A 12,315-nucleotide genomic window follows, 5' to 3' on the forward strand; every position below is an offset into this window, starting at 1 on the left:
GGCTGCTGTCGGATTTTGTCTAGCAGCTTGATTCTACAAAGCTTTCGCGGGCACGCCAGCTATTTCCCCTGATTTGGATGAATAAGCCGGGCTTATACCTCGATGGCGGCGGGCGACATTGATGTGTTCCTTGGCAACTGGATGCCGACGATGGAGGCAGATATCGCCCCCTACCGTGAGGCAGGCACCGTCGATACCGTGCGCGACAACCTGCAGGGCGCGAAATACACACTGGCCACCAATGCCGTGGGGGCCGCGCTGGGGATTGCCGATTTCGCCGATATCGCGGCCCATGCAGATGCGCTGGATGAGACGATCTATGGGATCGAGCCGGGCAATGACGGCAACCGCCTGATCATCGACATGATCGACGCCGATGCCTTTGGCCTGAGCGCATTCGAGGTCAAGGAAAGCAGTGAACAGGGGATGCTGGCGCAGGTCGGCCGTGCGGTGAACCGCGACGAGCCGGTGATCTTTCTTGCCTGGGAACCGCACCCGATGAATGCCAACTATGATCTCACCTATCTGACCGGCGGCGACGATTATTTTGGTCCCGATCTGGGCGGGGCGACGGTCTACACCAACACCCGCGCGGGCTACGTCGAGGAGTGCCCGAATGTCGGCGCGTTGCTCAAGAACCTCGAATTCACGCTGGCGATGGAAAACGAGATCATGGGCGCGATCCTTGACGATGGCGAAGACCCCGAAGACGCCGCCAAGGCATGGCTGTCGTCGAACATGGGTGTGCTGGACGGCTGGCTGGCGGGTGTGACCGCCCTGGACGGCGGCGACGCGATGGCGGCGGTCAAGGCCGCGCTGGAGTAAGCAGGGGATTGCAACCCGCGATCTGGAAGGTTCCGCCATAGGCGGGGCCTATTTCCCGGAGGATGGTGCCTGCACCCCTTGTTGGGTTTTGGTTGACTGATACACCGCCATGGCTGATCGCTTCATGTCTACCTGAGATGGGGTCGCATGTCTGTCGACGAACGTGCAATGATCGCGGCCAGAAACAATGCGGGCTGGTACGAGGCGGTCTTTGCCGCGCATGGCCTGCGCTATGTGCGACGACCCTTCGCCTTTGTCGGCCAGGACAGTGCGCCGCCCTACCATTCCAACCTGACGGTTTTTGCACCAGATCAAGAAGAAGCCATCGCCCTGGAGCTGGCAGGGCTGGCGTCCCGATTTGACCGTGTTGTGGTCAAGGACAGTTTTTGCCAGCTTGATCTTGAGCGGAACGGGTTCCGGGCGCTTTTTGAGGCGTTCTGGATATGGCGCGATCCAGTGCAGGTCGATTTGCCGAACGGCTGGGACATTGTAAAGGACGCCAGAGGGTTGCAGATGTGGGAAGACAGTTGGCGGCAGAACAGTTCGCCCACGGACCGCCGCATGTTCCCCGACATGCTATTGGAAAGAGAGGACGTCTTGTTTCTGGGTCGGCGCGAGGCGGGGCGTTTCACGGACGGGTGTATTGCAAACCTGTCCAACGAGTGCGTCGGGCTGTCCAATGTCTTTGCAGAAAACCCGACACAAGAGCGTTTTGAGGCGGCGGCAAATGCTGCAAGCTGGGTCGGGGGACATTGCTCCTTGGTTGGTTACGAATCCGGGGCAGAGTTGGAGCATGCCCTTTCAGCGGGGTTCCAGACCGTTGGCAGGTTGCGGGTTCTGGCCGCGACGGACGCCAAGTTCTAGGCCCCGCAGCAAGCAAGCCGGGGACCGCAATCCGGGTGCCGCCAACGTGACGCGCAGTTTTTTATCTGGTCCAGGTGCCGCCGATCATCCCGACATCAACGCATCATCCAATGCCTGCGCCCGCACCGCCGCGTCGCGGGACATGATCCGGCCGATGTAGCTGTCAAAGCCCGCACGTGCGGGCAGGGTGCCAAACTGACGACCCCAGGCGATCTGCGACCCAAGATAGACGTCCAGCGCGGAAAACGCGTCCCCCAACAGCCATGTGCGCCCATCTGACAACAGCGCGGCAAGGATGTCGGCCTCTTCCTCCAGCGAACACCAACCGGCGCGGCCACGGGCCTCTGGATCGTCGGGCAGTTCAAATCCAAAGGATTGGTTCACAACCGCCGCCTCCAGCGGACCGGCCGCAAAGAACATCCAGCGGTAAAACGCGCCGCGCGCGCCCGGTGCCGGGATCAGACCGACCTCGGGGAAACGCTCTGCCAGATGGCAGCAGATTGCCGCGCCTTCGGTGATCACCGCGCCGCCATCCTCCAGCGCGGGTACCTTGCCCATCGGATTGATTGCGCGGTAGTCGGGACCCTTCATCTCTGGCCCATAGGCCACAACGCGCGTTTCATAGGACGCGCCGCATTCCTCCAGCATCCAACGGGCGATACGCCCGCGCGACATGGGATTGGTGTAAAACACGATTTCTGACATGGCATCGCTCCTTGCTTCTGGATCAGGGTGCCATCCCTGCGTCCGTTCGACAAACTCCAATCGCCATCGATCGGCTTCACAAACCTGGCCAAACCCCGCATGAATGGGAAAACAGGGGGGTGGGCCGGTGGACTGGCTGACAAATCACAAGATACCTATCGGTGACGGCGCCGAGGCGGGGTTCGACTGGTTGCAGAAGAACGGCGGCTGGTTCTTTGACGGTATGGCCGTCGCGATGGAGGCGCTGATCGACGCGATCCTCTGGGTGCTGCAAGAACCGCATCCGTTGATCGTGGTGCTGGTGCTAACGGCGGCCACCTTTGCGGTGCACCGCCGCTGGCAAGTGCCGGCGCTGGTTTTCCTCGGCTTTCTGTTCATCCTCAATCAGGGCTATTGGGAGGAAACCACCGAAAGCCTGACGCTGGTGCTGTCGGCCTGCGTGGTTTGCATGGGCGTTGGCGTGCCCATTGGCATCATGGTCGCGCACAGACCCGGGCTGTACCGCTTCATGCGTCCGGTGCTGGACCTGATGCAGACGCTGCCCACCTTTGTCTACCTGATCCCGGCCATCGTGTTTTTTGGCATCGGCATGGTCCCCGGCCTGATTGCCACGGTGATCTTTGTCGTCCCCGCCCCGATCCGGTTGACCCATCTGGGCATTTCCTCGACCCCCAAGGCGCTGTTGGAGGCGGCGGATGCTTTTGGCGCGACGCCACGCCAGAAGCTGTGGAAGATCGAACTGCCCTCTGCGCTGCCTCAGATCATGGCCGGGCTGAACCAGACCATCATGCTGTCGCTGTCGATGGTGGTGATTGCTGCGCTGGTGGGCGCGGACGGGCTGGGCGTGCCGGTGGTGCGCGCCCTCAACCGTGTCGATACCGGGCTGGGCTTTGAGGCCGGCCTGATCATCGTTGTCGTCGCCATCATGCTGGACCGAGCGCTAAGGTGGGAAAAATGACCGCTGTCGCTTTTGAAAACGTCTCGATTGTCTTTGGCGATCACCCCGATCGCGCCTTGCCCTTGGCGGATCAGGGCCGGGACCGGGCCGCGATACAGACCGAAACCGGCCAGGTGCTGGGGGCGCACGACTGTTCGCTCGACGTCGAAGAGGGTGAGATTGTCGTACTCATGGGGCTGTCGGGGTCCGGGAAATCCACGTTGCTGCGCGCAGTCAACGGTTTGAACGCGGTCAGCCGGGGGACCGTGCGCGTGACCTGCGGTGACGAGGTCACAGAAGTCACCAATTGTTCCGCAAGCGCCCTGCGCCGGGTCCGTCAGGGCCATGTCGCGATGGTGTTCCAGCAATTCGGCCTGCTGCCATGGCGAACCGTGGCCGAAAACGTCGGCTTTGGCCTTGAACTGGCGGGGCAGGGGACAGCGCAACGGATGGAAACCGTAACACGCCAACTGGCGCTGGTGGGCCTTTCCGACTGGGGCGACCGCAAGGTCAGCGAGCTGTCGGGCGGGATGCAGCAGCGCGTCGGTCTGGCCCGTGCCTTTGCCACAGAGGCACCGATCCTGCTGATGGATGAACCGTTCTCTGCGCTTGACCCGTTGATCCGCTCCCGCCTTCAGGACGAATTGCTCGACCTGCAACGCGAACTCAAGCGCACCATCCTCTTTGTCAGCCACGACCTGGACGAGGCGTTCAAGATCGGCAACCGCATCGCCATCATGGAAGGCGGGCGCATCGTCCAGACCGGCACCCCGCGTGAGATTTTCTCGGCCCCGGTCTCTGACTATGTGGCGGATTTCGTGGCCAACATGAACCCGCTGGGCGTTCTGACCGCGCGTGACGTTATGGAGCCCGGCACAGGCGGGTCCGAGGTCGCCGCCGAAACCCCGATCCGCGATCTGATGCCAATGCTCAAGGACGGCCCGCTGACCGTGATACAGGACGGCGCGCCAGTTGGCCGGGTGACCGCCGACAGCATTGTCGCGCGCCTTGCGGGCTAAAAGACTATCCTCCAGCTTCTTCTGGCCAAAAATATCCCGGGGGAGTCGACCGCAGGGAGACGGGGGCAGCGCCCCCTTTACACGATCAGTGCCTTGATCGCCCGTGCATGGGATGCCTCGGCCCCCAGAGTATCTGCGGCCAGCGCGCGCGCCGTTTCCAGCAGATCCCCCTCGACCAGGCGATCGACCAGCCCCCAGGCCACGGCCTCGTCCACCGGCACCTTTTGCCCGGCCATCAGGATCATCTTGGCCCGCGCCGGACCCACCAGCGCGGCAAGGCGCGTCGGATCTGACGGCTGTGGCAGAAAGCCCAGCTTCATCACCGGATAGAACACCTTGGCTCCGGGCACTGAAATGCGCAGGTCACAGGCCAGCGCCATGCCCATGGCCCCGCCTGCCACCGTCCCATTCATCGCGCAAATGGTCAGTCCCGGGTGGCGGACAATTGCCCCGGACAGACGTTCCCACAGAGGTGACACCGCCAGCCCCGCACGCGCGGCCTCCAGATCGGCTCCGGCAGAGAACACTTTGCCCACGCCGGTCAACACCAGACACCGCGCGCCGGTCAGCGCGTCCTCGGCAATCCGGCACAAGTCCTCCAGCATCGGCGCTGTCAGAGAGTTCGCCTTGTCTGGCCGGTCAATTGTGGCGATCCACAATCCGTCTTCCTGGGTCAGGCGGATCATGCCAGCCCGACCGCCGCGCGCACGCCCTCATCACGCAACGATATCTCACCGCCCAGGTAGGCTTCCGCCGCGTCGGAACACATCCAGACCAAAGCCCGGGCCACCCATTCGGGCGGGATGTGATCGGACCAGTCCAGCTGGCTGATCGGGTTTATTCCGCTTGCCTTGATCTCTCGCTGCATTTGCGTGGCCACCGTGCCGGGCGACAGCGACAGCGCGCGGATCCCCTGCTGGCTGTATTCCTTGTCCAGCATCCGGGTCAGCATCAGCGCGCCCGCCTTGGACGAACAGTAGTGCGACCACCCCTCGACCGGGCCATGTGCGGCCCCCGATCCAATGGTAAGTACCGTGCCGCCACCCGCCGCCAGCATCACCGGCAGCGCCGCGCGCATGCCGTGAAACACGCCTTTGAGATTGATGTCGATCACCTCTCCCCAGGCTTTCGGGTCGACCTCCGCCAGGCGCGAGACCGGCTCGATCACACCGGCGTTGTTCACCAGAATGTCCAGCCCGCCGTGCGCGGCGACGCAGTTGCTCACGGCCTTTTCGACTTCCCAGTAGCGGGCGATATCGCAAGGGATCGCCACCGCCTGCGGTCCGATCTCTCCGGCCAGATCGGCGATCGCCTCGGCGGTGCGCGCCACCAGCGCCACCCGGGCGCCCTGGGCGGCAAAGGCCCGCGCCGCCTCTGCCCCGATTCCCCGGCTTGCGCCAGTGATCATCACCGTCTTGTTTTGCAGACTACCGCTCATCCCGGGGTCTCTCCGATAAATCGTGGGTTGCGCCACAAATGGCGTCTCGCCACTGTCGTAATCGCTCAATAGTATGGAATCCAGTCCCTTGACCGGGCGGGGGAAGCCCTTGAGACTGCGAAAATTCGTTTGCACCGACAGAGAGGAAAAAATTATGAACCGCTACGTTACAGCCTCGGCGCTGGCCATCGTTGCCATGGCCGGGCAGGCTTGGGCCGATGTCACGCCGCAGCAGGTCTGGGACGACTTCGACGCCTACATGGGCAACTTCGGATACGAAGTCACCGCCACCGAAATGATGGAAGGCTCTGATCTGGTTGTATCCGACCTGACCATGGTCATCACGATTCCCGAAGAAGACGGTACTGTCCATGTGGTTATGCCTGACATTACCTTTGCCGACGCGGGCGACGGTTCGGTCAACATCTCTTACCCTGACGTCGGCGAGATCGCGGTTTCCTTTATCGAACGTGAGGAAACCGTTGGCGAAGCCATCGTTCAGATGATGCAATCCAACATGGCGCTGAACGTCTCGGGCACGCCCGGCGATCTGACCTATACCTACAGCGGCGACAACATCGCGCTGGAACTGATCAAGTTCATGGCCGAAGGCGAAGAGATCACGCGCGACATGCTGAGCATGACCATGAACATGGGTCCGCTGTCCGGCACGTCGCATATCCTGACGGTCGGCGGCATGCGCTCGATCGACCAGGACATGTCGATGGGCACGCTGGCGCTCGACTTGATCTTTGACGATCCCGAAAGCGACGAGGGCGGCATGTTCAACATGCAACTCACCGGGCTGTCCAGCACGGGCAAGACCGTGTTGCCGACGGAACTGGATTACGAAGATCCGACCTCAATGTTCAAGAACGGCGGGTCTGTGGATGCCGTGCTCAAGCACACCGGCGGCGCGACGCAGTTCACCTTTGACGAAGGCGATGGTCCGACCGCAGGTCAGTTCACATCGACCGGCGGCGAATTTGCCATTGCCGTCTCTGAGTCGGCGCTGACCTATGCCCTCTCGGGCACCGGACAGACTGTCGCGCTTTCCGGCCCGGAACTGCCGCTGCCGATCAATGCGGAACTGGGAGAGGTCGGCTTTGCGCTGGAAATGCCGCTGGCCCCGTCCGAAACTCCGCAGGATGCGTCCTTGTCGGTTGTGATCGGCGATTTCGCCATGGCGGACATGTTGTGGAACATCTTTGACCCCGCAGAGGTGCTGTCGCGTGCCCCTGCCACCATCGCGTTCAATCTGGACGCACAGGTCACGCCCTTTGTCAGCCTGCTCGATACCAAGGCGGTAGAGGATTTGGGCCGCACCGGCGGTATGCCGGGTGAGTTGAACTCGCTGACGCTCAGCGACTTTGTGATCGACGTGGTCGGTGCTGCGGTTCTTGGATCGGGCTCATTCACTTTCGACAACAGCGACCTGGAAACATTCGACGGTCTGCCGCGTCCGAATGGCCAGCTTGATCTGCAAGTGTCGGGCGCCAACGGGGTGATCGACAACCTGATCTCGATGGGCCTGCTGCCAGAACAAGATGCGATGGGTTTCCGCATGATGTTGTCGATGTTCACCGTGCCGGGCGAAGAGCCGGACACCATGACCTCGACCATCGAGATCAACGAAGAGGGCCACATCCTGGCCAACGGTCAGCGCATCCAGTAACGCGTCTGATCCGGAACGCGAAAGGGCGGGGGAGACCCCGCCCTTTTTCGTGCCGATTGGGTCCAGCTTGGTCTAGCTGCGCAACGCCGGGAGACCGACGCCGGTCGATTCAAATCCGCCGTCCACGGCAACGATTTGCCCGCTGACATAAGACGCCTTTTCCGAGGCCAGAAAGACGATCACCTCTGCCAGTTCGCGTTCAGATCCGTAGCGGTTCAGCGGGATGGAGTCGTGATAGGATTTGATGATTTCAGGACTGTGAACCGCCATCGACAGCTTTGTCTTGACCGGGCCGGGGGCCACACAGTTGACGCGGATGCCATATTCGCCCAGTTCTGCGGCGTGCTGTTTGGTCAACTGGATCACCGCTGCTTTTGACGTGCCATAGGCCACCCGCAGCGTCGAGGCGCGCAAGCCGCTGATCGAGGCGATATTGACAATCGCCCCCTGCGTTTCCTTCAGATGAGGCGTAACGGCCTGTGAGCACAGGAAAACACCATCAAGGTTGGTTTCCATCACCCGGCGCCACATCTCAAAGTCACAGCCTTCGATGGGGCCAAATTCCGCCACGCCTGCATTGTTCACCAGCGCGTCGACCCGTCCGGCCCAGCCGTGAGTTTCGCGCATCGCGGCATTGACGTCCTGAGGGTTTGATACGTCGCGCACTAGTGCCAGTACGTTCTCGCGCTTGGCTGTCTGCTTCAGCAGTTCCTCACCGTCGCGGTCCAGCATCGCCACGCACCAGCCGTTTTCCAGAAACAGGTCCGCCGTGGCCAGCCCGATGCCGCGCGCGGCCCCGGTGACGATTGCGCATTTCTTGTCCATAAATGTCCTCCCGATTTTGGCCGCAGCTTAGGCAGGGCCTGTGCCGGGGGAAAGCCCCCTCAGCCGCGCATCAGGTCGGGCAGATCCCCGGTCAGCCCGGCGGCCTCACGGATAAAGCTGCGGCGCAATCCGGGCGCGGCGTTGATCGCCGCCATGCCGAGGTCACGGCCCAGCCGGAGCAGGGGGTTGTCGTTCGAAAACAAGCGGTTGAACAGGTCTGTCGAGGTGGCCAGCGACGCCGTGTCAAACCGGCGCCACTGTGCATAGCGGCTTAGAACCGCCGGAGAAGCAAAATCCTCCCCTCGCCGCGCCGCGTGTGTGATCACATGCGCCAGTGCCGCCACATCGCGCAGCCCCGCGTTCAGTCCCTGACCGGCAATCGGATGCATCCGGTGCGCCGCGTCGCCCACCAGCGCCACACGCTCGGCGGTAAAGGCCCGCGCCAGCGACAAGGTCAGCGGATAGGTATATCGCGCACCCGCCAAGGAAATCTCACCAAGGAAATCGCCAAATCGTGGCCGCAAGACCTCTAGGTAGTCGTCATCCGACAAGGCGTTGATCGCCTGTGCGCGACTGTCCCGCTCGCTCCAGACAATGGATGAGCGGTTGCCCGTCAGAGGAAGGATCGCCAGCGGCCCGGCTGGCAGAAACAGCTGATGTGCAACGCCGTCATGCGGTTCCTCATGAGCAATCGCACAAACAAGTGCGGTCTGCCCATAGCCCCAGCCCATCCGACGGATGCCCGCGCGGGTGGCGACACCGCTTTTTTGTCCGTCCGCGCCCACAAGTAAGCGGCCCTTGAGAACCTCTCCATCGGCCAGCGTTACCGACGCGCCCTCTGGCCGGGTCTCTTGCGCCACAACCATCGCCTCGGCCCGCTGGGTGATCAGGTCGGACTCCGCTAGCGCCGCCAGCAGGACACGGCGCAAATACCGATCCTCGACCATGAATCCCATCGGCCCGTCTTCGATTTCGGCACTGTCGAAATGCAGGCCAAGGAACACCCCCGCATCCCCCACACGCCCGTCCGAGACCTTGATCTGGTTCATCGGCTGCGCGTGGTCTTTCAACGCGTCCCACAGCCCCAGCCGGTCCAGCATCCGCTGAGAGGACCGCGCCAGCGCGTAGGACCGGCCGTCAAAATCGGCGTCTTGCCGTGTGGCCAGCGGCAGCGAATCCACCACACAAGAGGTCAGCCCCGCCTGTGCAGCGGCCAGCGCAAGAGCGGGTCCGTTCAGGCCTCCGCCAACGATGATCAGGTCATGTTCCATGGGCCGCAATATGGCCGTCCGCACGGGATTGTCCATGCGCCCGCCTGCCGCTACCGTCGCGCGGTAGATGAAGGGGACGTAGCATGACCAAAGTGACCGAACAGACCGCCGCCGATTTGGGACGCGGCATCGCCAAAGGTGAGATTGACCCGGTTACATTGGCAGAGGACTTCCTGAATGAGATCAACGCGCACCCCATGCGCGACCGAATCTATGCCCGACTCACCCCGGACCGCGCCTTGGCAGAGGCGCAGGCCGCTAAGACCCGCGCCGATCTGGGCCTGCGCCGTCATCCGCTGGACGGCGTGCCGATCAGCTGGAAAGACCTGTATGACACCGCAGGAACCGTGACAGAGGCCGGATCTGGCCTGCTGGCGGGCCGTATTCCCGACCGCGATGCAGAGGTGCTGCGCAACGCAACCCAGAACGGGCTGGTCTGTCTGGGCAAGACCCATATGTCCGAACTGGCCTTTTCCGGTCTGGGTTTGAACCCGGTCACCGCGACGGCCCCATGTGTGAATGACCCTGATGCTGTGGCGGGCGGGTCCTCCTCTGGGGCGGCGGCCTCTGTTGCCTTTCGTCTGGCCCCTGCGGCAGTCGGGTCGGATACCGGCGGATCGGTGCGTTTGCCCGCCTGCTGGAGCGATCTTGTGGGGCTGAAAACCACCACCGGGCGGCTGAGTCTGACCGGAGTCGTGCCGCTGATCGCCGGCTTTGACACGGTCGGCCCGCTGTGCCGCACGGTTGAGGATGCCGCGCTGATGCTCTCCGCGCTGGAGGGAGCGCCCGCGCCCGACCTGACCGGGGCCACCCTGCAGGGCCGACGCTTTGCCGCGCTTCAGACCATTGTCATGGACGATCTGGATGCGGCCCCGGCCCGCGCCTATGCTCAATCCCTGGACCGGCTGCGCGCCGCCGGAGCCACTATCGAACCGCTTGATTTTCCACAGATTGCGCAGCCGCACGCGGATTCCGGCATGCTCTACACGTCCGAGGCCTGGGCCACATGGCGCGACGCGATCATCGCGCAGCCCGACGTCATGTTCGCGCCCATCCGGGAACGGTTCGAGGCCGGGGCCGCCCACAGTGCCGCCGATTTCATCGCCGCATGGCAGCGCATCCATGCCATGCGCGCCGACTGGGCCGTGGCGACCGCCGGGTTCGATGCCGTCCTGTGCCCGACTGCGCCGAACCTGCCCGAAAAGGTTGAGGCGCTGATGGAACTGGGGGACACCTATGTGCAGGCCAACCTGCGCACCCTGCGCAACACGCGGATCGGCAATTTGTTGGGGGGCGCGATCGTTACCCTGCCCACCGGCACGCCGTCCTGTGGCATCTCACTGATGGGGACAGCCATGGGAGAGCACAGGTTGCTGCGCCTTGCCGCCGCCGCCGAGGCCGCTCTGGCCTGACAAATCCCACGGCACTGCGGCTTTCGCGTCACATCCGACTCTGGCGGGTCCTTGATTCTGGACAGAACCCCCTGTTTTTCCGTATCCTGCGAACAAACGCGGGGCACGCAATGATCCCGCATACCTTGAGGCAGTACTGGCAGATGTTCCCCGAACGGTTTTCGAACCTACCGGCCTATGCGTTCCCGCGTCTGCGGGCCCTTCTGGATTCGCAAGAACCCGGCGGTCCGGTGCTGCACATGTCCATCGGAGAGCCGAAACACGCCTTTCCGCCGTGGATCACGCAGATCATCACGGATCACGCGGCAGAGTTCGGGCGCTATCCGTCGAACGAGGGCACGCCGGAACTGCGCACCGCCATCGCGGGCTGGCTGAATCGCCGCTACGGGGTGACGATGAACCCCGACACGCAGATCATGTCGCTGAACGGCACCCGTGAGGGGCTGTACAACACCGGCATGGCGCTGTGCCCTGAGCAAAAGAACGGTCGGCGTCCGACCGTGTTGATGCCCAACCCATTTTATCAGGTCTACATGATCTCGGCAATTTCGGTGGGCGCAGAGCCGGTCTTTACCCCAGCCACCGCTGAAACCGGCCACCTGCCGGAGTATGCCGGATTGCCCGCCGAAGTTTTGGACCGGGCTGCGTTGTGTTACATCTGTTCGCCGGCCAATCCGCAGGGCGTCATGGCGTCCGAAACCTATTGGCGCGACCTGATCACGCTGGCCGAAAAACACGACTTTCAGATCGTCGCTGACGAGTGTTACGCGGAACTGTACCGCAGTGAACCGCCCAAAGGCGCGCTGGAGGTGTCCGCCGCAATGGGCGCAAACCCAGAGCGGGTCGTCTCCTTGCATTCGCTGTCGAAACGCTCCAATCTGCCCGGCCTGCGCTCGGGCTTTGTGGCCGGTGGGCCGGACAGCATCGCCCGCCTGCGCCAGTTGCGCGCCTATTCAGGCGCGCCGGTGCCGCTGCCGTTGCAGCGGGTGTCAGCGGAGCTCTGGACCGATGAGGCGCATGTCGTCGAAAACCGCGCGCTGTGGGCCCGTAAGTACGCTCTGGCGGATGAGATCCTGGGCCACGTGCCGGGTTACATGTCGCCTGAGGCGGGCATGTTCCTGTGGCTGCCGGTTCAGGACGGCGAGGCGGCGGCGCTAAAGCTGTGGTACGAAACAGGCGTCCGGGTGCTGCCCGGTGCCTATCTGTCCCGCGATACCGACGGCGGGAACCCCGGGGAGGGGTATGTCCGCGTGGCGCTTGTGGCGCCCTACGAAGAAACCAAAGACGGGCTGACCCGAATCCGGGACTGCCTGTTTGTATAAAAACAAGACCGACGAGGCGAAG

The 12,315-nt window shown here is 63.1% G+C and carries 11 protein-coding genes and 1 pseudogene; 7 read left to right on the forward strand and 5 right to left on the reverse strand.

Translation table 11 applies throughout. The features are described from left to right. Positions 1–93: 93 nt before the first annotated feature. Both CHB90_RS11040 and CHB90_RS11045 read left to right on the forward strand, forming a co-directional pair. Positions 94–825 (forward strand): annotated as a pseudogene (locus CHB90_RS11040) (glycine betaine ABC transporter substrate-binding protein); the annotation flags it as partial. 147 nt (positions 826–972) lie between these two features. Next, positions 973–1,689, forward strand: coding sequence for a hypothetical protein (locus CHB90_RS11045; RefSeq protein WP_089277931.1), 717 nt, complete (start codon positions 973–975; stop codon positions 1,687–1,689). Between the two features lie 84 nt (positions 1,690–1,773). Here CHB90_RS11045 and CHB90_RS11050 read toward each other — a convergent pair whose 3' ends face one another. Further along, positions 1,774–2,394 carry a glutathione S-transferase family protein gene (locus CHB90_RS11050; protein WP_089277932.1) on the reverse strand — a complete coding sequence of 207 codons (621 nt, stop codon included), beginning with the start codon at positions 2,392–2,394 and terminating at the stop codon, positions 1,774–1,776. A gap of 127 nt (positions 2,395–2,521) precedes the next feature. Here CHB90_RS11050 and choW point away from each other — a divergent pair, with 127 nt between their 5' ends. After that, the gene (choW, locus tag CHB90_RS11055) at positions 2,522–3,352 is read left to right on the forward strand and encodes a choline ABC transporter permease subunit (RefSeq protein ID WP_089277933.1); all 831 of its coding nucleotides are present in this window, start codon (positions 2,522–2,524) and stop codon (positions 3,350–3,352) included. Further along, a complete protein-coding gene (choV, locus tag CHB90_RS11060) occupies positions 3,349–4,350 on the forward strand; it encodes a choline ABC transporter ATP-binding protein (protein WP_089277934.1) in 1,002 nt (333 codons plus the stop codon). The genes choW and choV overlap by 4 nt, the downstream gene beginning before the upstream one ends. Before the next feature lie 77 nt (positions 4,351–4,427). Here the strand turns inward: choV and CHB90_RS11065 are convergent, their stop codons facing one another. Then, positions 4,428–5,036, reverse strand: coding sequence for an enoyl-CoA hydratase/isomerase family protein (locus tag CHB90_RS11065; protein ID WP_089277935.1), 609 nt, complete (start codon positions 5,034–5,036; stop codon positions 4,428–4,430). After that, positions 5,033–5,788, reverse strand: coding sequence for an SDR family oxidoreductase (locus CHB90_RS11070; RefSeq protein WP_089277936.1), 756 nt, complete (start codon positions 5,786–5,788; stop codon positions 5,033–5,035). The genes CHB90_RS11065 and CHB90_RS11070 overlap by 4 nt, the downstream gene beginning before the upstream one ends. Positions 5,789–5,942: 154 nt before the next feature. Between CHB90_RS11070 and CHB90_RS11075 the strand changes: the two genes are divergently transcribed. After that, a complete protein-coding gene (locus CHB90_RS11075; protein WP_089277937.1) occupies positions 5,943–7,463 on the forward strand; it encodes a DUF2125 domain-containing protein in 1,521 nt (506 codons plus the stop codon). A gap of 72 nt (positions 7,464–7,535) precedes the next feature. On the opposite strand, the gene CHB90_RS11080 is transcribed toward CHB90_RS11075, so the two are convergent. After that, positions 7,536–8,288, reverse strand: a complete 753-nt coding sequence (locus CHB90_RS11080; protein ID WP_089277938.1) for an SDR family NAD(P)-dependent oxidoreductase — start codon at positions 8,286–8,288, stop codon at positions 7,536–7,538. A gap of 59 nt (positions 8,289–8,347) precedes the next feature. Further along, complete coding sequence (locus CHB90_RS11085; protein WP_089277939.1) at positions 8,348–9,595, reverse strand: FAD-dependent monooxygenase; 1,248 nt, start codon at positions 9,593–9,595, stop codon at positions 8,348–8,350. A 47-nt stretch (positions 9,596–9,642) separates the two neighbouring features. On the opposite strand from CHB90_RS11085, the gene CHB90_RS11090 reads away from it, so the two are divergent. Continuing rightward, positions 9,643–10,971 carry an amidase gene (locus CHB90_RS11090; RefSeq protein ID WP_089277940.1) on the forward strand — a complete coding sequence of 443 codons (1,329 nt, stop codon included), beginning with the start codon at positions 9,643–9,645 and terminating at the stop codon, positions 10,969–10,971. A gap of 143 nt (positions 10,972–11,114) precedes the next feature. Next, positions 11,115–12,293, forward strand: a complete 1,179-nt coding sequence (locus tag CHB90_RS11095; RefSeq protein WP_089277941.1) for an aminotransferase class I/II-fold pyridoxal phosphate-dependent enzyme — start codon at positions 11,115–11,117, stop codon at positions 12,291–12,293. Positions 12,294–12,315: the final 22 nt, after the last annotated feature.

The organism is Antarctobacter heliothermus, from assembly GCF_900188425.1.
GTDB lineage: Bacteria > Pseudomonadota > Alphaproteobacteria > Rhodobacterales > Rhodobacteraceae > Antarctobacter > Antarctobacter heliothermus.

Coding starts and splice junctions, on each gene's coding strand:
- CHB90_RS11045 (WP_089277931.1), top strand. CDS start 973: ATGTCTGTCGACGAACGTGCAATGATCGCGGCCAGAAACAATGCGGGC.
- CHB90_RS11050 (WP_089277932.1), bottom strand. CDS start 2,394: ATGTCAGAAATCGTGTTTTACACCAATCCCATGTCGCGCGGGCGTATC.
- choV (WP_089277934.1), top strand. CDS start 3,349: ATGACCGCTGTCGCTTTTGAAAACGTCTCGATTGTCTTTGGCGATCAC.
- CHB90_RS11065 (WP_089277935.1), bottom strand. CDS start 5,036: ATGATCCGCCTGACCCAGGAAGACGGATTGTGGATCGCCACAATTGAC.
- CHB90_RS11070 (WP_089277936.1), bottom strand. CDS start 5,788: ATGAGCGGTAGTCTGCAAAACAAGACGGTGATGATCACTGGCGCAAGC.
- CHB90_RS11075 (WP_089277937.1), top strand. CDS start 5,943: ATGAACCGCTACGTTACAGCCTCGGCGCTGGCCATCGTTGCCATGGCC.
- CHB90_RS11080 (WP_089277938.1), bottom strand. CDS start 8,288: ATGGACAAGAAATGCGCAATCGTCACCGGGGCCGCGCGCGGCATCGGG.
- CHB90_RS11085 (WP_089277939.1), bottom strand. CDS start 9,595: ATGGACAATCCCGTGCGGACGGCCATATTGCGGCCCATGGAACATGAC.
- CHB90_RS11090 (WP_089277940.1), top strand. CDS start 9,643: ATGACCAAAGTGACCGAACAGACCGCCGCCGATTTGGGACGCGGCATC.
- CHB90_RS11095 (WP_089277941.1), top strand. CDS start 11,115: ATGTTCCCCGAACGGTTTTCGAACCTACCGGCCTATGCGTTCCCGCGT.